The organism is Nonomuraea sp. NPDC050536 (assembly GCF_044457685.1).
GTDB lineage: Bacteria > Actinomycetota > Actinomycetes > Streptosporangiales > Streptosporangiaceae > Nonomuraea.
Window position 1 is genome coordinate 547,497 of sequence record NZ_JBITHD010000004.1, and the last position, 18,650, is coordinate 566,146.

14 protein-coding genes are annotated in these 18,650 nt (G+C 70.0%); 8 read left to right on the plus strand and 6 right to left on the minus strand.

The window, feature by feature from the left end; translation table 11 throughout:
• Positions 1-104: 104 nt before the first annotated feature.
• The 3 genes from ACIBHX_RS15770 (at position 105) to ACIBHX_RS15780 (ending at position 7,639) form a co-directional block, all read left to right on the plus strand.
• The gene (locus ACIBHX_RS15770) at positions 105-5,816 is read left to right on the plus strand and encodes a ThuA domain-containing protein (protein WP_397067775.1); all 5,712 of its coding nucleotides are present in this window, start codon (positions 105-107) and stop codon (positions 5,814-5,816) included.
• 262 nt (positions 5,817-6,078) lie between these two features.
• Complete coding sequence (locus ACIBHX_RS15775; protein WP_397067776.1) at positions 6,079-6,639, plus strand: hypothetical protein; 561 nt, start codon at positions 6,079-6,081, stop codon at positions 6,637-6,639.
• A 103-nt stretch (positions 6,640-6,742) separates the two neighbouring features.
• Positions 6,743-7,639, plus strand: coding sequence for a pirin family protein (locus ACIBHX_RS15780; RefSeq protein ID WP_397067777.1), 897 nt, complete (start codon positions 6,743-6,745; stop codon positions 7,637-7,639).
• Here ACIBHX_RS15780 and ACIBHX_RS15785 read toward each other — a convergent pair.
• From ACIBHX_RS15785 to ACIBHX_RS15795, 3 genes are all read right to left on the minus strand, one after another.
• A complete protein-coding gene (locus ACIBHX_RS15785) occupies positions 7,636-9,684 on the minus strand; it encodes a serine/threonine protein kinase (protein ID WP_397067778.1) in 2,049 nt (682 codons plus the stop codon). The genes ACIBHX_RS15780 and ACIBHX_RS15785 overlap by 4 nt on opposite strands.
• A 39-nt stretch (positions 9,685-9,723) precedes the next feature.
• Entirely contained in the window at positions 9,724-10,101 is a 378-nt protein-coding gene (locus ACIBHX_RS15790) for a hypothetical protein (RefSeq protein WP_397067779.1), read from the minus strand.
• A gap of 235 nt (positions 10,102-10,336) precedes the next feature.
• Positions 10,337-11,239 (minus strand): alpha/beta fold hydrolase, encoded by a 903-nt coding sequence (locus tag ACIBHX_RS15795; protein ID WP_397067780.1) that lies wholly within the window; start codon positions 11,237-11,239, stop codon positions 10,337-10,339.
• A 103-nt stretch (positions 11,240-11,342) separates the two neighbouring features.
• On the opposite strand from ACIBHX_RS15795, the gene ACIBHX_RS15800 reads away from it, so the two are divergent.
• The gene (locus ACIBHX_RS15800; RefSeq protein ID WP_397067781.1) at positions 11,343-11,786 is read left to right on the plus strand and encodes an ATP-binding cassette domain-containing protein; all 444 of its coding nucleotides are present in this window, start codon (positions 11,343-11,345) and stop codon (positions 11,784-11,786) included.
• A gap of 80 nt (positions 11,787-11,866) precedes the next feature.
• The gene (locus ACIBHX_RS15805; RefSeq protein WP_397067782.1) at positions 11,867-12,949 is read left to right on the plus strand and encodes a TIGR03118 family protein; all 1,083 of its coding nucleotides are present in this window, start codon (positions 11,867-11,869) and stop codon (positions 12,947-12,949) included.
• A 302-nt stretch (positions 12,950-13,251) separates the two neighbouring features.
• On the opposite strand, the gene ACIBHX_RS15810 is transcribed toward ACIBHX_RS15805, so the two are convergent.
• A complete protein-coding gene (locus ACIBHX_RS15810) occupies positions 13,252-14,232 on the minus strand; it encodes a coiled-coil domain-containing protein (protein ID WP_397067783.1) in 981 nt (326 codons plus the stop codon).
• A gap of 101 nt (positions 14,233-14,333) precedes the next feature.
• Entirely contained in the window at positions 14,334-15,944 is a 1,611-nt protein-coding gene (locus ACIBHX_RS15815) for a protein kinase (protein ID WP_397067784.1), read from the minus strand.
• Between the two features lie 177 nt (positions 15,945-16,121).
• Here ACIBHX_RS15815 and ACIBHX_RS15820 point away from each other — a divergent pair, with 177 nt between their 5' ends.
• The 3 genes from ACIBHX_RS15820 to ACIBHX_RS15830 all read left to right on the plus strand — a co-directional run bounded on the left by ACIBHX_RS15820 (position 16,122) and on the right by ACIBHX_RS15830 (position 17,398).
• On the plus strand, positions 16,122-16,700 hold the full coding sequence (locus ACIBHX_RS15820) for a GNAT family N-acetyltransferase (RefSeq protein ID WP_397067785.1): 579 nt from the start codon (positions 16,122-16,124) through the stop codon (positions 16,698-16,700).
• A gap of 144 nt (positions 16,701-16,844) precedes the next feature.
• Positions 16,845-17,009 carry a hypothetical protein gene (locus tag ACIBHX_RS15825; protein WP_397067786.1) on the plus strand — a complete coding sequence of 55 codons (165 nt, stop codon included), beginning with the start codon at positions 16,845-16,847 and terminating at the stop codon, positions 17,007-17,009.
• Positions 16,979-17,398, plus strand: coding sequence for a DUF4396 domain-containing protein (locus ACIBHX_RS15830; RefSeq protein WP_397067787.1), 420 nt, complete (start codon positions 16,979-16,981; stop codon positions 17,396-17,398). The genes ACIBHX_RS15825 and ACIBHX_RS15830 overlap by 31 nt, the downstream gene beginning before the upstream one ends.
• Positions 17,399-17,599: 201 nt before the next feature.
• On the opposite strand, the gene ACIBHX_RS15835 is transcribed toward ACIBHX_RS15830, so the two are convergent.
• Positions 17,600-18,646: an NAD(P)-binding domain-containing protein gene (locus ACIBHX_RS15835; protein WP_397067788.1), complete on the minus strand. Its 1,047-nt coding sequence runs from the start codon at positions 18,644-18,646 to the stop codon at positions 17,600-17,602.
• Between the last annotated feature and the right edge of the window lie 4 nt (positions 18,647-18,650).

The following is an 18,650-nucleotide window of genomic DNA, read 5'->3' on the forward strand; positions in this document are numbered from 1 at the left end:
GCGCGCTGACGCCGTACGCCCCGCGGGTCCACACTCACCTGACTTCCAGAGGAGCTGTTGTGACAGCCCACAGGCATCGCACCTTACGCAGGACAGCCGCGACGATGGCCTTAGCCCTCGTCCTCCCTGTCCTGTCGCTGTTCGCGCCGGCGACGCCAGCGCTCGCCGACGCCGCGGCACCTGCCTTCAAGGTGCTCGTCTTCTCCAAGACCACCGGATTCCGGCACGACTCGATCCCTGACGGCATCGCCGCCATCCAGAAGCTCGGCCAGGACAACGGCTTCGCGGTCGACACCACCGAGGACAGCGCGAAGTTCACCGACGAGAACCTGGCGCAGTACCAGGCCGTCATCTTCCTTTCCACGACCGGCGACCCGCTGAGTACGCAGGAGCAGAAGGACGCCTTCCAGCGCTACATACAGAAGGGCAACGGCTTCGTCGGCGTCCACGCGGCCGCCGACAGCGGTTACAACTGGTCGTGGTACGGCAAGCTCGTCGGGGCCTACTTCAAGTCGCACCCGGCGATCCAGCAGGCCACCGTCACGGTCGAGGACCCGGCGCATCCCTCCACCGCGGGCCTGCCCACGTCATGGAACCGCACCGACGAGTGGTACGACTACCAGGCCGACCCCCGCGGCACCGTGCACGTGCTGACGTCGTTGAACGAGAAGTCCTACTCCGGCGGCACCATGGGCGTGGACCACCCGAACACGTGGTGCCAGGACTACGACGGCGGCCGCTCGTGGTACACCGGGCTCGGCCACACCAAGGAGAGCTTCACCGAGCCGCAGTTCCTGAACCTGCTCCTCGGCGGCATCAAGACCGCCGCGGGCGCCGTGAAGGCCGACTGCTCGGCGTCGCAGACCGGCAGCTTCGAAAAGGTCACCCTCGACGACAACACGTCGAACCCGATGATGCTGGACGTCGCGCAGGACGGCCGGGTCTTCTACATCGACCGGCTGGGTGAAGTAAAGATCATCAAGCCCGCCGGCGGCACCGTGTCGGCCGGCAAGCTGAACGTTTTCACCGCCAACGAGAGCGGGCTGCTCGGGCTGGCGCTGGACCGCGACTTCGCCACCGACAACTTCGTGTACCTCTTCTACTCACCTTCCGGTGAGAACGTCGACCGGCTGAGCCGTTTCACGGTCAAGGACAACACCCTGGACATGTCCAGCGAGAAGAAGGTGCTCGATGTCCCGGTACAGCGGGCCGAGTGCTGCCACCACGGCGGCGGCATGCTCATGGACCACAAGACCGGCAACCTGTGGCTGGCCACGGGCGACAACACCAACCCCTTCGCCTCTGACGGCTACGCGCCGATCGACGAGCAGTCCGGCCGCTCGTCCTGGGACGCGCAGCGCACGGCAGGCAACACCAACGACCTGAGCGGCAAGCTGCTGCGGATCCACCCCGAGGCGGACGGCACCTACACCGTGCCCGCAGGCAACCTGTTCCCCGCGGGTACGCAGAAGACCAAGCCCGAGATCTACGGCATGGGCTTCCGCAACCCGTTCCGCATCGGCCTGGACCCGAAGACCGGGTATCCGATGGTGGCCGACTACGGGCCCGACGCCGGGTCGGCGAGTACGACGCGGGGTCCGCAGAACACCGTCGAGTGGAACCTGGTCACCAAACCGGGCAACTTCGGCTGGCCGTACTGCATCGGCAACAACGCCGCGTACATCGACTACAACTTCGCCACCAAGACGTCGGGATCGGCGTTCAACTGCGGCGCGCCGGTCAACAACTCGCCCAACAACACGGGCCTGACCGACCTGCCGGCGGCGACCCCGGCGACTATCTGGTACCACTACACGACCGACGCGCAGAACTTCCCCGAGCTCAACGGCGGCGCGCCGATGGGTGGCCCGGTCTACCGGTACGACGCGGACCTGAAGTCGGACGTCAAGTGGCCGGCGTACTGGGACGGCAAGGCCGTCTTCGCCGAGTGGAACAGCAGCAAGATGTTCTCGTTCCAGCTCAACGAGGACGCCACCAAGCAGGTCAAGATCAACCAGCTCTTCAACACCATGAGCTTCAAGAAGCCCATGGACTTCACGTTCGGTCCTGACGGGGCGCTGTACCTGATCGAGTGGGGCTCCGGGTTCGGCGGCGACAACGCCGACTCCGGCATCTACCGCATCGAGTACATCAAGGGCAACCGGCCGCCGATCGCCCGTGCCTCGGCCGACAAGACCGATGGTCCGGTACCGCTGGCGGTGAAGTTCTCCAGCGAGGGAACGCGGGACCCGGATGGCAAGGCGATCACCTACGCGTGGGACTTCGACGGTGACGGCACCGTCGACTCGACCGACCCCAACCCCACGTACACCTACTCCAAGGCGGGCGAGTACAGCGCGGTCCTGACGGTCACCAACGCCGACAAGAAGACCGCGACGGCGAGTGTGGTGATCGAGGCCGGCAACACCCGGCCGAAGGTCACCGTCGACCTGCCGCCGAACGGCGGGTTCTTCGAGTTCGGCGACCAGGTGAAGTACAAGGTCACGGTCACCGACCCCGAGGATGGCACGATCGACTGTGACAAGGTCCAGATCCAGGCGCTGCTCGGCCACGACAGCCACGCCCACCCGCTCGACCAGGGCAAGGGGTGCGAAGGCGAGCTGCAGACGCTGTCGGACAGCGGTCACGGCACCGACGACAACCTCTTCTACGTGATCGAGGCCAGTTACACCGACAACGGCGCCAACGGGGCAAAGGCGCTCACCGGCCGCGGCCAGGTCATCCTGCAGCCCAAGCGCAAGCAGGCCGAGCACTTCACGGAGACCGGCCGGGTGGCGGACGGCAAGGGCACCGACGCCGCGGGCGTGCAGACGCAGTCCACGGACGACCCATCGGGCGGCAACCTGAACATCGGGTGGATCCAGGACGGCGACTGGTGGTCGTTCGCCCCGGTGAACCTGACGAACATCACCGCGATCCGGCTGCGGGCCTCCTCCGGCGGCTCCGGTGGGACCGTACAGGTCCGGCAGGGCAACCCCGAGAACGGGACGCTGGTCGGCTCGGTCGACGTGCCGGGCACCGGCGGCTGGCAGACCTTCCAGGACGTCACCCTGAACCTGACCAATCCGCCGACGACCACCGGTCCGCTGTACTTCGTCGTGCGCAAGCCCGCGAGCGCGGCGGACAACGCCTACCTGATCAATGCCAACTGGGTGGACTTCGTCGGCAAGGGCTCCACGGACAACCAGCGTCCGAAGGTGACCGCGTCGGCGAGCCCGACGTCGGGTACCGCTCCGCTGAAGGTCACCTTCACGGCGTCGGCCACCGACCCCGACGGCGACACGCCGCTCACCTACAAGTGGAACTTCGGGGTGCAGGGCGCGCCGCAGCCGACGACCGCCGAGGCGAGCTACACCTACGCCGCTGAGGGAACCTACGCCGCCACCGTCACCGTGACCGACCCCAAGGGCGCGGCGACGACGCAGCAGGTCCCGATCAAGGTGGACCCGGCGAGCACGGTGTGCATGTCCGGACGTTCCGACGACTTCCTCGGGGCGGAGCTCGACCGCAACCGCTGGTCGGTCATCCGTGAGGACCAGAACCTGAAGGTCGCCGACGGCAAGCTCGTGATCCCGACGTCCAACACCGACCTGTACGGAGCCGGTGGCAACACGTCGAACATCGTCGTGCAGCCGGCGCCGTCGGGAGCCTGGACGGCCACGGCCAAGGTCACCCTCAACGCCCGTGACCGGTACCAGCAGGCCGGTCTGGTCCTCTACGGCGACGACAACAACTACGCCAAGATGGTGCTGATGGCGCGCGGCGCCAACAACCACGCCGACCGCGTCTTCCAGTTCATCCGAGAGGAGAACGGCAACCCGAACGAGGTGGCGGCGAGCAGCACCGCCGCGCTCGGCGACGCCTACCCCGACACCGTGTACGTGCGGTTCGTCAGCGACGGCACCAACCTGACCGCCCAGTACTCGGCGGACGGCATCACGTTCACCGCGATGCCGCAGACCAAGCCGCTCGCCGGGATCAACAACCCGAAGCTCGGGCTGCTCTCCCTGTCCGGCACCGGCAGCCACCCGGTGATCGACGCGTCCTTCGACTGGTTCCAGATCACCCCCGACGACACGGCGACCACGCCGGGGCCGGACGACGAGTTCGACGGCACGGCGCTGGACGGCTGCCGCTGGAACGCGATCGTGCGACCTGACTCCTCGGCCGTGCGGGTGACCGGCGGCAACCTGGAGATCGACACGTCCAAGGGCGACATCTTCGGGACGGGCAACACCGGCCCGAAGAACCTCATCCTGCAGAAGGCGCCGGACGGCGACTGGACGCTGGAGACCAAGATCGACGGCGCGGCGTTCAATCAGGCATACCAGCAGGGCGGGCTCCTGGTGTACGCAGGTGACGACGACTACGTGAAGTTCGACTTCATCACCGACAACGCGCCGGGTTCGGCGGTGCAGCGCAGACTCGAACTGCGCAGCGAGGTCGGCGGGATCGTGCAGCAGCCGCAACCTCAGGTCACCTCGCTCCCCGGCGGCGTGTGGTGGCTGCGGCTGAAGAAGGAGGCGGACACCTTCCACGGGTACTACTCCTCCGACGGCACCAAGTGGACCGAGATGGGTGCGAACGGCACGCCGGCGCCGGTGAAGAACGGCAAGGTGGCAAGTGGTGCGAAGGCCGGCGTGTTCGCCTTCGGCGTCAACCAGACAGAGTCGAAGACGGCCAAATTCGCCTACTTCCACCTCTCGCAGGGCGGCACCGGCACCGACGACAAGACCGCGCCCGTGACGAGCCCCACGACCGACCCGGCGCAGCCGGGGAGCGGATGGTTCACCGGTCCGGTCACGGTCACGCTGACGGCCGCCGACGAGGCGAACGGCAGCGGGGTCGACCGTACCGAGTACCAGCTCGACGGCGGCGCCTGGACCGCGTACACCACCCCGGTCATCGTCTCCGGCGCCGGCTCGCACACGCTGGCCTACCGCTCGGCGGACAAGGCGGGCAACGTCGAGAACAACAAGACGCTCGCGGTCAAGATGGACGCGACGGCGCCGATGACCACCGCGAAGTTCGCCGCGGGGAACGACGACGGCTGGCACAACCAGGCGGTGCCGGTGACCCTCACTGCGACGGACGTGACGTCCGGCGTGGCGGGCATCGAGTATTCCCTCGACGGCGGCGCCTGGACGCAGTACACCGACACGGTCAGTGTCTCCGGCGAGGGCCAGCATGAGCTGCGCTACCGCTCGACCGACAAGGCCGGGAACGTCGAGGACGTCAAGGCCGCGACGGTCAAGATCGATACGAAGGCCCCGACCGTCGCGATCTCCGGCGTGGCGGCCGGCGAGCAGTATGGCGACAGCCAGGACCTCGGCATCAGCTGGGAGGCCGCCGACTCAGGGTCCGGCATCAAGTCGGTGAGCGCCATGCTGGACGGCAAGCCGTTCGAGTCGGGCAGCGTCCTGGCGCTGTACGAGCTGGCGCTGGGCGAGCACACGCTCACCGTCACCGCCACCAACAAGGCCGACAACCAGACGGAGCAGGTGGTGAAGTTCTCCGTCGTCACCTCGACGGCCGACATCGCCGGCCTGATCGACCGCTTCGCGGCCGCCGGGAAGCTCACTGCGCAGGGCGCGCACAAGCTCCACAGCGGCCTTGCCGGCGTCCTCGACGCCGAAGCCAAGGACAAGAAGGAGGACAAGATCGCCAAGGAACTGGAGATGTTCAAGGAATTCGTCAACGACGCGAAGGTCGTCGCGGACAACCAGGTCCGCGACGCGCTCCTCCGCGACACCGACGCACTGATCGCTCAGTACGGCGGCACGCCGAAGGGCTGACCATGAGCGGGGCCACGGCTCCGAGGGGTGCCGGAGGACCGGAACGAGACCCGGCACCCCGCTGATCCACCCGAGGGTGCCCCGCGACGCGTGTCGCGGGGCACCCGCCCCGATCAGCACACACATCCAGGTCGGTCGGAGCCACCGCTCTCGACGCGGTGAGCGTCGACGCAGGCTACAGGCACCATCACGTGTTCCTGCCGGCCTCGCCCGGCAGCGGAGCACTCACCGCCGATCCCGAACCCGAGGGGAGTCAACGTCCGTGAACATGGCACTGAAGAAGGCCGTAGCGGCTGTCCTGTTCGCCTGGCTCGTTTTGCTGCTTGGCGCACCCGCGGCCTACGCCCATGGCGGGCCGATCGTCCTGGAGGTGGCCGGAGACGGCAGCCATGGCGTCAACATCGTGGTCACCTGGAAGAAGGATCGTCATCCGGTCAGGGACGCTGTCGTCGGGACGGTGACCGCGACCTCCACCAACGGCGGTTCCTTCGGGCCGGTCCGGCTCGTCTCGGCGCCCGAGGGCCAAAACCTCTACAACGCGGCCGAGCCGCTGCCGAGCGGCGAATGGCGTGTCACGGTTACCACGACCGAACCCACTGAGGCGAAGAAGATCGTGAACGTGGTGGCACGAGACATCACCGCCGCGCCCGAGCCGGCGCAGGCGGCCCCGCCATCGCTGAAGGCCGCCGCCGCGACGGACACCGGAAGTCCGGCCGGAACGCCGCTCACGACGATCGTCGTCGTCGTCGTGGTGGGGGTCGCCGCCGCGGTTGTGATCGGTGTCGCGGCCGGGTGGCATCTTCTGCGTCGCTACAGAAGTTGAAAGCTTGAGGTGACTCGACGTAGCCGCCGTTGAGTGGTGGCCTGACCCCGGCCACTCTGGTCCTGGCGCGGGTACGGCGTGGCGGCAGCCGTACAGTCGTGGCATGAGCAACCTGGAGCGGGACCCGCGGGAGCTGCGCTGCGGGCGCGCCGGTGGCGACGATGTCGAGCTGCTCGAGGCGCGCGAGGTGCCGCTGGGCGGGCCGCGCGCGATGAAGGTGCGCAGGGCGCTGCCGGGCGTGCGCCGGCGCATGATCGGCGCGTGGTGCTTCGTCGACTCCTACGGGCCCGAGGTGGCCACGATGCGGGTGCCGCCACATCCGCACACGGGGCTGCAGACGGTCAGCTGGCTGGTGGCCGGCGAGGTGCTGCACCGCGACAGCCTGGGCAGCCTGCAGACCATCCGTCCCGGGCAGCTCAACCTGATGACGGCGGGGCGGGGCATCTCGCACTCGGAGGAGTCGCCCGAGGGTGTGCTGCACGGCGTGCAGCTGTGGGTGGCGCTGCCGGGCGAGCACCGGCACGTGGAGCCGGGCTTCGAGCACCACGCCGACCTGCCCGAGGTGAGCGGGCCTGGATACACGGCGACCGTGGTCATGGGGACGTTCGCCGGGGCGAGGTCGCCGGCGGCGGCCTACAGCCCGCTGGTCGGCGCGCAGCTCGCGGTGGACGAGACGGCGGAGGTGCCGCTGGATCCCGCCTTCGAGCACGGGGTGCTGTCACTGGACGATCCGCGGGCTCCGCTGCGATACCTGCCGCCGGGACGGACGTCGGTCACCGTGGGCGGTGGGCGCGTGCTGCTGATCGGCGGAGAGCCGTTCGCCGAGGAGATCGTCATGTGGTGGAACTTCGTCGGGCGCGGGCACGACGAGATCGTCGCCTTCCGCAAGGAGTGGATGGAGGGCGAGGGCTTCGGCTCCGTCGAGGGTTTCGACGGCGATCCGCTGCCCGCGCCCGTCCTGCCGACCTCCCGGCTCAAGCCGCGCGGCCGGGTCCGCTAGCCCTTCGTGGCGTAGTAGATCAGGTCGACGTTGTCGGCGTTGGTCAGGACCTCGGCCAGCAGGCGGACCATCGTGCCCGACATGTCCAGCACGCGCAGCTGCTGCCGCGGGGCCTTGGCGTCGGGCTTGGCCCAGCACATCACGTGTTCCTCGTCGAACCATTCCGGCGGGTACTCGCACCCGGACTCGAAGCGTTTCAGCTCGGCGCCGGTCTGGGTGTCGAACACGCAGGTGGTGCGGCTGTTGTCGAAGCCGGGACAGTCGGTGGCGAACTTGCGGCCCGCCGGGGAGAACAGCCGCCTGGCCAGCCCGGCGCCCACGTTGGGCACGCGGCGCACGCTGGTGCCCTGCTCGTCGAAGAAACGCAGCGCCTGCGTCTTGCTGTCGGTGCCCATCACGACCACGCCGCTCTGCCGGTCGTCGAAGCCGTAGTTGATCCCGCGCAGCGATCCCTCGCGCAGCGTCACGGCGTTGAAGTCGCGCGAGGCCACGTCGACGATGCCGAATCCGGTGGACTGCCAGACGCCGTCCTTGCCGGAGTCGCCGATGTTGACCAGGATCCGGCGGCTGTCACGCGACCACACCTGGAGGCTGCCGTTCTGCGGCTTCTGCGTGGTCTTGACGGTGAACTTCTCGCCAGACACCTGGTCGGTGATCTCCACCGCGTCGTAGCCGTCCTCGAAGTGCTTCGTGCGCAGTGCCTGGTACCTGCCGTCGGGTGACAGCAGGATCTGCTCGACGTCGGAGCGGCGTTTGAAGGGCCCGGTCAGGGAGTCGCGCGGGTACTCGATCCACTCCTTGGTCTTCGGGTTGTAGATCGAGTACCCGGTCAGGCGGACCGGGTCGGACGGGTGCTCGAAGATCGTGCCGGTGGTGTCGGGCAGCTTCGTCGACGACAGGCCGGACGTGGCCACCGGTGCCGGGCTCGGGCTCGTGACCGGCCGCGAGGCGGGCTGGGAGGCGGGCGGCTGTGAGGCGGCCGTGGGCGTGGGCTTGGGCAGGTTGCGCAGCGCCACCGCGACCACGGCCACCGTGGCGACGATGGCCACACCTGCGGCGATCCCGGCGACCACGAAGGCGCGCTTGCCGCGGCGCGGCGGCATCGGCGCGGGAGCGGGCATGCCGTACGGGCCCGGTGGCGGCGGGGGCTGGAGGCCGGGCGGCGCCCACTGCCGCTGCGGCGGGACGTTGCCGCTGACCAGGGCGGCGGCCTGCCGCAGCTCGGCGGGGTTGGAGTTCGGCTGCTCGAGCAGGCGCAGGATCACCTGCTCTGCGGTGGGCCTGCGGGCCGGGTCCTTGGACAGGCACGCGGCCACCAGATCGCGCAGCGGTCCGGTGACGCTGCTCAGGTCGGGCTCGGTGTAGAGCACGCGATGGATGGTGGCCGGCACGGACTCGGCGGCGAACGGGCCGACCCCGCTGGCGGCGTAGACCATCGTGCTGGCCCAGGCGAACATGTCCGCGGCCGGGCCGACCGGATGGGCCAGGATCTGCTCCGGCGCCATGAACGCGGGCGTGCCCACCGGCATCGAGGTGATCGTGGACGTGGCGTCCAGCGCCTTGGCGATGCCGAAGTCGATCACGCGCGGGCCCTCGGCGCCGAGCAGCACGTTGTTCGGGCTGAAGTCGCGGTGCACGATCCCGGCCTGGTGGATGGCGGCCAGCGCGGTGACCGTGCCGATGGCCAGCCGGTGCAGCGCCGACTCCGCACGCGGCCCTTCCTCGGCGACCGCACGGTGCAGGGACTTTCCGTCCACCAACTCGCTGACGATGTACGGTCGCCCGTCGTGCACCCCCGTGGCCAGCACCTTGGCCGTGCAGAACGGGGCCACGCGCTGCGCGGCCGCCGCCTCCCTGGCGAAGCGTTCCGCGGCGGTGGCGTCCCCGGCGAGATGCGGCCGTAACCACTTGATCGCGGCCTGCTGCCCCCTGTCGGCCGCTCCGAGGTACACCACGCCCTGGCCGCCCTCGCCCAGCCGCCCTTTCAGCTCATACCCCCCGATGGCGGCTGGATCGTTCTCTCTCAGTGCGGCGATCGACGGCATAACGGCATTATGCCGATCATCGCTTGCAGGACGCTTACGTTATTCCACGGCCTGCCCGTTGGTCTTGACCGCGTACCAGTCGGAGCCGAACTCCTTCTTGTCCTGGCCGGTGGTGTCACCTGGCTTCTTGTCGTCCGCGTAGGTGTAGAGCGGGTGGCCGCCGTACGTCACCTGCATGGCGCCGTCCTTGCGGGCGACCATGGACACCAGGGCGGCATTGGCCCCCGCGGTGGCCGTCGGCTTGCCCTGCGTGATGTAGGGCTTCCACTCGCCGGTGCACGGGCCGTAGCACGCGGGCGTGCCCTTCTCCTCCTTCTCGAAGTGGTACAGAGTCATGCCCTTGCCGTTGACGATGACCTGTCCGATCTTGGTGTTGGCCGCCTTGACCGTCTGCGCCGCGGTCCGGTTCGCCGCCACATAGGTGGACGCTGTCGGAGTGGGCGCCGCCGCTTTCTGGCCCTCTGCCACGTACGGGACCGAGGTCGGACTGGGCGCCGCCTTCTGGCCCCCCGCCACGTACGGGACCGGGGTCGGACTGGGCGCCGCTTTCTGGGTGGTGGTACCCGCGCTGCCACATCCTGCGACCAGGAGGAAGGCGGGCACCAAGAGTGCTTTTCTCATATCCAGGGCACGTCGATGACCTTGGCCTGGTTCAGGCGCCCGTCCAGTCGAGCCCGTCGAGGAAGTGCAGAAGGGCGGCGTTGACCTCGTCCGGCCGTTCCTGCTGGATCCAATGGCCCGCGCCCTCGATCAGCACGGTCCCCCGCAGGTCGGGCACCCAGCGGCCGAGCGACTCCACCCGATCCTTGCGCAGCGTCGGGTCGAGGGTGCCGCCGACGAACAGGGCGGGCACCCGGACCGGGGCGCCGTCGTAGGGGGCCATCAGCTCCCAGTTGCGGTCGAGGTTGCGGTACCAGTTGAGGCCGCCGGTGAATCCGGTCCGGGCGAACTCGGCGGCGTAGTGGTCCAGGTCGGCCTGGGTGAGCCAGTCGGGCGGGCCGCCCGGCTCCTGCAGCCGTTCGACGAGGCCGCGGCCGTCCTCGGCGCCGGCGAGCCCGCCGCCGAGCGCGCCCATCATCCTGCGCATCGTGGTGGCGGGATCGCGGCCGAGGTCGGCGTCGGCCACTCCGGGCTCCTGGAAGTAGAGCACGTAGAACCAGGTGCCGGCGTAGGCGGCCTCGATCGCGGCCCGCGAGCCCATCACGCCGCGCCGCTGGTAGGGCACGCTCAGCGCGGCCATCCCCGTCACGCGCTCGGGCGCCCTGAGCGCCAGCGACCAGACGACCAGCGCGCCCCAGTCGTGGCCCACGAACGCGGCCCGCTCGATCCCTCGCTCGTCGAGCAGACGCAACAGGTCGCCGGTCAGGTGGTCGATGTCGTAGTCCTCGACCGCGGGCGGGATCGGGCTGCGCCCGTAGCCGCGCTGGTCGGGCGCCATCGCGTGGTATCCGGCGGCGGCCAGTGCGGGCAGCTGGTGGCGCCAGGAGTACGACAGCTCGGGGAAGCCGTGGCACAGCACGACGGGCCGCCCCGATCCCTGCTCCTCAACGTGCACGCTGTTTCTCCCGCCTCCCGACCGGACCGAACGATATTCCGGTTACCGGACTATCATCTGGCGGGCGGCGGGGCAACGTTCAGTTCAGCCGCTGTGCCTGTCGGTGCGCGACAACATCGCGCTGGCCGCGCTCCCCCGGCTGTCCAGGGCGGGCATCGTGTCGGACGCGCAGATCGACAGGATCGTCACCACGTTCATGAACCGCCTGGCGATCAAGGCGGTCTCGCCGCGCCAGCCCGCCGGGGAGCTGTCCGGCGGCAACCAGCAGAAGGTGCTGCTGGCCCGCTGGCTGGCCATGCATCCGCGGGTGCTGCTGCTCGACGAGCCCACCCGCGGCGTCGACGTGGCCACCAAGCTGGAGATGCAGGCGCTGCTCGACGAGCTGGCCGTGGACGGGCTGGCGATCCTGCTGATCTCCTCCGACGTCGCCGAGCTGGTGGACAACTGCGACAGCGTGGTCGTGCTGCGCGACGGCGCCATCACCGACCAGCTCACAGGGCCAGAAGTGACCGAGGACCGCCTCCTGGCGGCGCTGGCCAAGGCCTGAGCGCGGAGATCCTTCTGAACCGGCGCGGGCGCCTCGCCGTGTCTGTTGCGTAGCGCACCCTCGCAAACCAAGGAGGCCTGATGTTAGTCAGGCGAAAATCATCCCTCGTCACCTTGTGCGCCGCGGCCCTCGTCCTGAGCGTCTCCACCGCTCTCCCCGCCCAGTCCTCGGCGGCGGCCGCCCATCGCCAGACCCGGTTCGAAGAGGTCGACCTGGTGTCCGACCAGCCGGGCAAGGCCCAGATCACCGACCCCAACCTGGTCAACCCGTGGGGCATGTCCATCGGAAAGTTCCTGTGGGTCTCCGACGCCGACAAGGACCTGTCCACCGTCTACTCCGGCGGCGGCGCCGCTGGAGCGGTCCACAAGCAGGGCCTGGAGGTCAAGGTGGCAGGCGGGCCGACCGGGCAGGTGTTCAACCCCGGGCACGGCTTCGTCGTCTCCACCAAGAAGGGCTCGGGCCCGGCGATGTTCCTGTCCGCCACCGAGAGCGGGACGATCCGCGGCTGGAACCCGCAGGCCGACCCGGCCACCGCGCTGCTCGGCGCGAAGGTCAAGGGGGCCAGTTTCAAGGGCCTGACCATGGTGTGGATCCACGGCAGGCCGTTCCTGCTGGCCGCGGACTTCCTCAACGGCCGGATCGACGTCTTCAACTCCCACTTCAGGCTGCTGCCGACCTTCCGCGCCTTCCGCGACCGCGGGCTGCCGCCCGGGTACGCCCCGTTCAACGTGGCGGCCGTCGGCGGCACCGTGTTCGTCGCCTACGCCAAGCGCAAGCCGGGCGAGGCGGACGAGATCGCGGGTCCCGGCAGGGGGTTCGTCAGCCAGTTCACCGCGAGCGGGCACTTCCTGCGGCGCTTCGCGAGCAGGGGTCCGCTCAACGCGCCGTGGGCCATCACGGTGGCGCCGCGCTCCTTCGGCACGTTCGCCGGCGCCCTGCTGGTCGGGAACTTCGGTGACGGCCGGATCAACGCCTTCGACCGGCGCAGCGGCCGCTTCATGGGCCCGCTGCGCCGCGCCGACGGCTCGGCGATCTCGGTCGACGGGCTGTGGGGCCTGGTGCCCGGCACCGCGGCCAACGGCGGCAGGAACGCTCTCTGGTTCGCCGCCGGGGTCGACGACGAGAAGCACGGCCTCGTCGGACTGATCCGCCCGGCCTACTGATCGGTCGAGGTGTACGGCGGGCGGAGGCGGAATCCGCTCGCCGTGCGACCTCGGCCCGGCCGGCCGCCGCGGGCTCGTCCCCCGACTCCTCGATCCAACGGCGGCCGGCCCCGTCCACGCAGTGATTTCCCGTGCGTTCCGGCCCAGCTGTTGGGGTTCCGGTTGGTCGGGTCCCGGTGCTTCTCGCTGGGGCGTTACGGCGACCGGCCCTGTATCACCGGAGGAGCGTCTCCCTGGACAGGGCCCGGCCGAAGTGCGGAGATTGGCGGTGGCCGTGGCTCGCCGTACCAGCGAAAGATCCTCTAATAGACGGAAATATGCGGATGGTCGAAGTGGTTGGCGGTGACGCCGCCGCGGTTGGACATGGTGCGCCAGTAGCCGCGTTTCACGTGCCAGATGCGCTGGCGGTAGATGATGTACATGATGCCGAGCCGCTTGGCGTTCTTGATCGCCCAGTTGGCGATCGCGTAGCCCCGGGCGACCTCCGCGGCGGTCGGCATCGAGCCGCCGCGGCTGAGCATGAAGTCGCAGGCCCGGCCGAGCGGGTGCTCACCGCCGTCCTGGATCGTCCGATAGCAGCCGATGCCGAAGTCGTCGCCGAAGCGCTCCTTGACCAGATCCCTGACCAGGCGCATCCGGGGCGTGATGTTGTCCGACCCGTCGGGTAGCTGGGGCACCCAGGTGCCGTCCGAACGCCTGACGCCGGGCGCGTGGTAGAGCTGGTCGATCTTGTTCCTGATCTTGTCGATCAGTTTCTCCGCCTGCTTCTTGCGGGTGCCGAGGTCCGCCACCAGCGCCGCCAGCTCCTTGGCCCGGGCCGCGGCCTCCGCCTCGGCCTGCTGGTAGCCGTCACGGACCGCGGCGAAGCCGCTCAGCCGGGCGTTCTGCGAGTCGACCAGGTGCTGGGCCAGCGCCAGCTGGTCGAGCAGCGCGCCGGGGTCGTCGCTGCCGGCCATCATGGCGAAGAGGTTGGCGCCGCCGCCAGTGTACTGGGTGACGGCCATCTCCCTGAGGGCCACGGCCTCCCGGTCGTAGACCTCCTGGGCGGCCGTCAGCTTGGCCGCCGCCGCCTTCTCGGTCTTGTCGGCCTTCAGCAGCTCTATCCGGCGGTTGTAGTAGTCCTTGATGAGCGCGTCCGACTGCTTCTGCAGGTCGGCCAGCTCCTTCTTGAGCTGCTTGACCGTGGGCTTGGGCGCGGCGAGCCCGGCCGTGGCGGTCTGCATGACCAGGAGGATCGCGCCGAACAATGCGAGGAAGAGGCCCCAGCGGGACGCTACCGGCACACTTCTCCTTCGCCCGAACGGCAGGGCGAGACCAGGTCAGGCCCGGGGGTGCCCTCTTTCCCGATGGACGATAGTAGGGGATGTCTGGACCGGACCGGCAATCAGGTCATTTCGCTATCGCGCTCGCGCCTGGTCCGGCGGACGACGAGCTGCCTGCCGAGCAGCACCGAGCCCGGCACGACCACGAACCCGAGAAGGCCCGTGCCGACGCCGAGACCCACGTCGGCGTCCAGCAGGCCGTCGCCCTTGCCGCTGAGCACCGGCACGTCCAGCGACACCTTGACCGACACCGACAGCAGCGGCTTGGGCCTGGCGGCCGTGTCCGGGGGGTTCGAGGTGGGGGGCTGCTGGGTTCTCGTGGGCTGCTGGGTCGGCGGCCTGGTGGGCTCCTGGGTTCTCGTGGGTTGCTGCGTGCGGGTGGGCTCCCTGGTCGGCTGGCTGGTCGCCTGCCCGGTCGGCTGCCTCGTGGGCTGCCTGGTGGGTTCCCTCGTCGGCTGTCGCGTGGGCTGGGCCGTGGGCTCCCTGGTGTTGGTGGGTTCGGGGGCCGTCGTGCCCGTCGGGCCCGGCGTGAAGACGGGCCCGGCGGTGACCGGGTCGGTGATCGTGGGCGGGGTCAGGCTCGGCTCCGGCGTGGCGGGTTCCGCTGTGGGGGTCTGCGGCGGGGTGGAGGCCTGCAGGGTCCTGGTCGGGGGCGGTAAGGCGCTGACGTTCTCCCTCGGGCTGCTGTTCCAGACGGAGAAGGCCGAGATCACCGCCACCGCGGTCGCCACCACCAGCCCGCCGGTCACGATCAGCTTGCCGGGCGGCGAGAGCGTGCTGCTGAACAGGCTCGTGCTGCCCTCGGCGGCAGAAAAGCTCAGCGGCAGCAGCGCCGTGAACGGCAGCGTCAGCGCGCCGAGCCCGGCGCGGCCGCGCTCCTCCCAGTCACCGCCGTAGGCCGCGGCAGCGGTGGCCTCCAACTCCGCCAGGAACGCCTCGGCCGACACGGGACGGTCCGCGGGGTCCTTGGCCAGCCCGTGCTCGACCAGCGCCCTGATCGGCTCGGCCACATTCTCGACCGGCGGCGGCACGTTCTGGTGCTGGTAGGCCAGCGCCGCGATGTTGTCGCCGAGGAAGGGCCTGTGCCCGGTCAGGCACTCGAAGAACACCACGCTGGCGGCATAGACGTCGGTCGCGGGGCTGGCGGGGGCGTCCTCCCACTGCTCGGGCGCCATGTAGGAGGGGGTGCCGACCAGCGGCATGCTCTCGCCCGAGTGCACGGCCACGCCGAAGTCGACGAGCTTGCTGTCGCCGTCCTGGGAGACGATCACGTTCTCCGGCTTGAAGTCGCGGTGGACCACGCCGTGCCTGTGCGCCTCGGCCAGCGCCAGCAGCGCCCCCTTCAGTACGGCGAGCGCCGCCTCCGGCCCGGTGCCGCCCTCGTGCTGCAGCATGCGGCGCAGCGTGACGCCGTCGACCAGCTCCATCACGATGACGGCGTCGCCGTCACCCTCGACGTACTCGAGCAGCCGGGCGGTGTGCGGGCTGTCGAGCTCCTTGATCACCAGCGCCTCGGCGCGGAACCGCTCGACGAACTCCTGGTCCTGGAGCAGCTTCTCCGATAAGTGCTTGATCGCGACCGGTAACCCGTCCGAATCGCGCACGGCCAGCATGACGCGCCCCGCCCCGCCGTGCCCCAGCTCCCGTACTTCGGTGTAGCCGGGAACCTGCATGAGGGTATCCCCCTGTCAGACAAAGATCCTTGTGTCGGGACGTTAACCCGCGGTAACACCCGCTGTCGAGGCCTACCGCCGGCTTGGGATTTACTACTCCGTATAGTTCGGCGCGTGGCACTAACGGAACATTTGCGACATTGGCTGGGTGCGTGGCCGCCCTCGGGCGATCTCGACGTGATCGGATCCCCGCGGCGGTCCGAGCCCGGCTGGGACGGGCTCGTCCATCCGGCGATCGGCGTGGGCTCGCCCGACGGCGGCGTGCTCTCGGTGGCGCCCGAGCACGCCGCGCGCGTCGCCGCCGCCTCCTCCCCGTCCGAGATTCCCGCTCTGGTCGGTTATCCGCGGCGGGGCTGGTTCACGGCGGTCTATCGCTGGAGTACGGCTCCCGCCGCGCTGGCGGACGCGGGCATCTGGGTTCCCGCCTCCTCCCCCGGCGTACCGGAGTGGCTGCACCCCTTTGGCGGGGAGGTGCTGGTGGCGGTGGATCCCGGCTCGGGCGAGCACCTGGCCGGGGTGGGGGTCAAGCGGCACGACGAGTACGGCCACGAGCTCTCCGTCGTGACGGCTCCCGCCGCGCGGGGACGCGGGCTCGCCCGGCGACTGGTCGCGCAGGCGGCCCGGCGGGTGCTGGACGAGGGTGCGGTGCCCACCTACATGCACGCCACGTCCAACGCGGCCTCCGCGGCGGTCGCCGAGGCGGCCGGCTTTCCCGCGCGCGGGTGGACGGCCTTCGGGGTCACGGAGTTGCCCTAGTACCCCCATGGGGTATATACCTGGTGTCCGCTTGACGATGACGAACCGAGGACCCCATGTCTACGCACTCCCACAAAGACCACGCCGCCCACACCCCCCAGCCCGGGCACGACCCGCACCCCGGACATGGCACGCCTTCCGGTCATGGCACGGCTTCGGGGCATGACGCACATGGCGGGCATGCCGGGCACGGTCAGCATGCCGGGCACGCCGGACATGACGCGCATGGTGGGCACGGTCAGCATGGCGGGCATGGTGGGGGCGGGACGTCCTGGAAGATGGCGGCGCAGGCCACGCTGCACTGCCTGACGGGATGCGCCATCGGCGAGATCCTGGGCATGGTGATCGGCACCGCCTTCGGCTGGTCGAACCTGCCGACGGTGATCCTGGCGATCGTCCTGGCCTTCGTGTCCGGGTACGCGCTCACGATGCGCGGCGTGCTCAAGGCGGGCCTGACGTTCGGCCAGGCGCTCCGGGTGGCCCTGGCCGCGGACACGGTCTCGATCATCGTCATGGAGATCGTGGACAACGGCGTCATGGTGGTCGTCCCCGGTGCCATGAACGCGGGCCTCGGCCAGCTGCTCTTCTGGCTCTCGCTGGCCTTCTCCCTGGTGATCGCCTTCCTGGTGACCACCCCCATCAACAAGTGGATCATCGGCAAGGGCAAGGGCCACGCCGTCGTCCACGCCTACCACTAGCCCCACCCCAGCCGACCCCTCCCTCCACCCCGCAGGAGGGAAAGCCGGGCGGGCGCGGGGGTGCAGCGTCGTCAGGCAGCGGGGGGAAACCAGGCGGCAGGAGAGTGCGGCAAGAGGGCAAGCCAGACGGCGGGAGGCAAGCCAGGCGGGCGAGGGTGCGGCGTCAGGCAGGCGGTGGGAGGGGAAGGCGGGCGGCGGGGGCTATGCGGCGGGGGTGAGGAGGTGGCGGATGGAGTGGGCGGCGGTGCGGCCGGCGCGGTTGGCGCCGATGGTGCTGGCCGAGGGGCCGTAGCCGACCAGGTGGAGGCGGGGCTCGGCGAGCACCCGGGTGCCGTCGAGCTTGATGCCGCCGCCCGGTTCGCGCAGGTGGAGGGGGGCGAGGTGGTCGAGGGCCGAGCGGAAGCCGGTGGCCCAGATGATCGTGTCGGCCCGCAGGTGGCCGCCGTCGGGCCAGGTCACGCCGTCCGGGGTGATGCGGGAGAACATGGGCAGGCGATCCAGCGCGCCCTTCGAGAGGGCCTCGCGGACGACGGGCGTGTAACCCAGGCCCGTGACGCTGACCACGCTCTGCGGCGGAAGCCCGGCCCTGACGCGCGCCTCGACCAGGGCCACGGCCTGCCTGCGGGCGTCCTCGCCGAAGTCGTCGTCACGCCAGACGGGCGGGCGGCGGGTCACCCAGGTGGTGCTCGCGGCCACGCCGGCCAGCTCCGACAGCACGTGCATGGCCGAGGCGCCGCCGCCGACGATCACCATGCGACGGCCGGCGAACTCCTCCGGTCCGCGGTAGCTCGCGTAGTGGAGCTGCCTGCCCTGGAAGTCCGCGGCGCCGGGATAGTACGGCCAGTAGGGGCGCGTCCAGGTGCCGGTGGCGTTGACCACGGCCTTGGCGGCCCACTCCCCCACGTCGGCGGTGACGATCAGGCGGTCGTCACCGCGGGTGACGGCGGTGACCTTGACCGGGCGCAGGACGGGCAGTTCGACGCTGCGCTCGTAGTCGCCGTAGTACTCGGGCACCACGCTGGCGGCCGGACGCCGGCCGTCGACCTCGGCCTCCCGATGGACGCCTGGCAGGTCGAAGATGCCGTGCACCTTGTCCATGGTCAGCGACGGCGACCGGTGCCGCCACGCCCCGCCCGGGCCCTCGGCGGCGTCGAGCACGCGCAGGTCGAAGCCGAAACGCTGCAGGAAGTAGGCGCTGGACAGGCCCGCCTGCCCAGCGCCGATCACGACGACCTCGATCTTCTCCACGGCT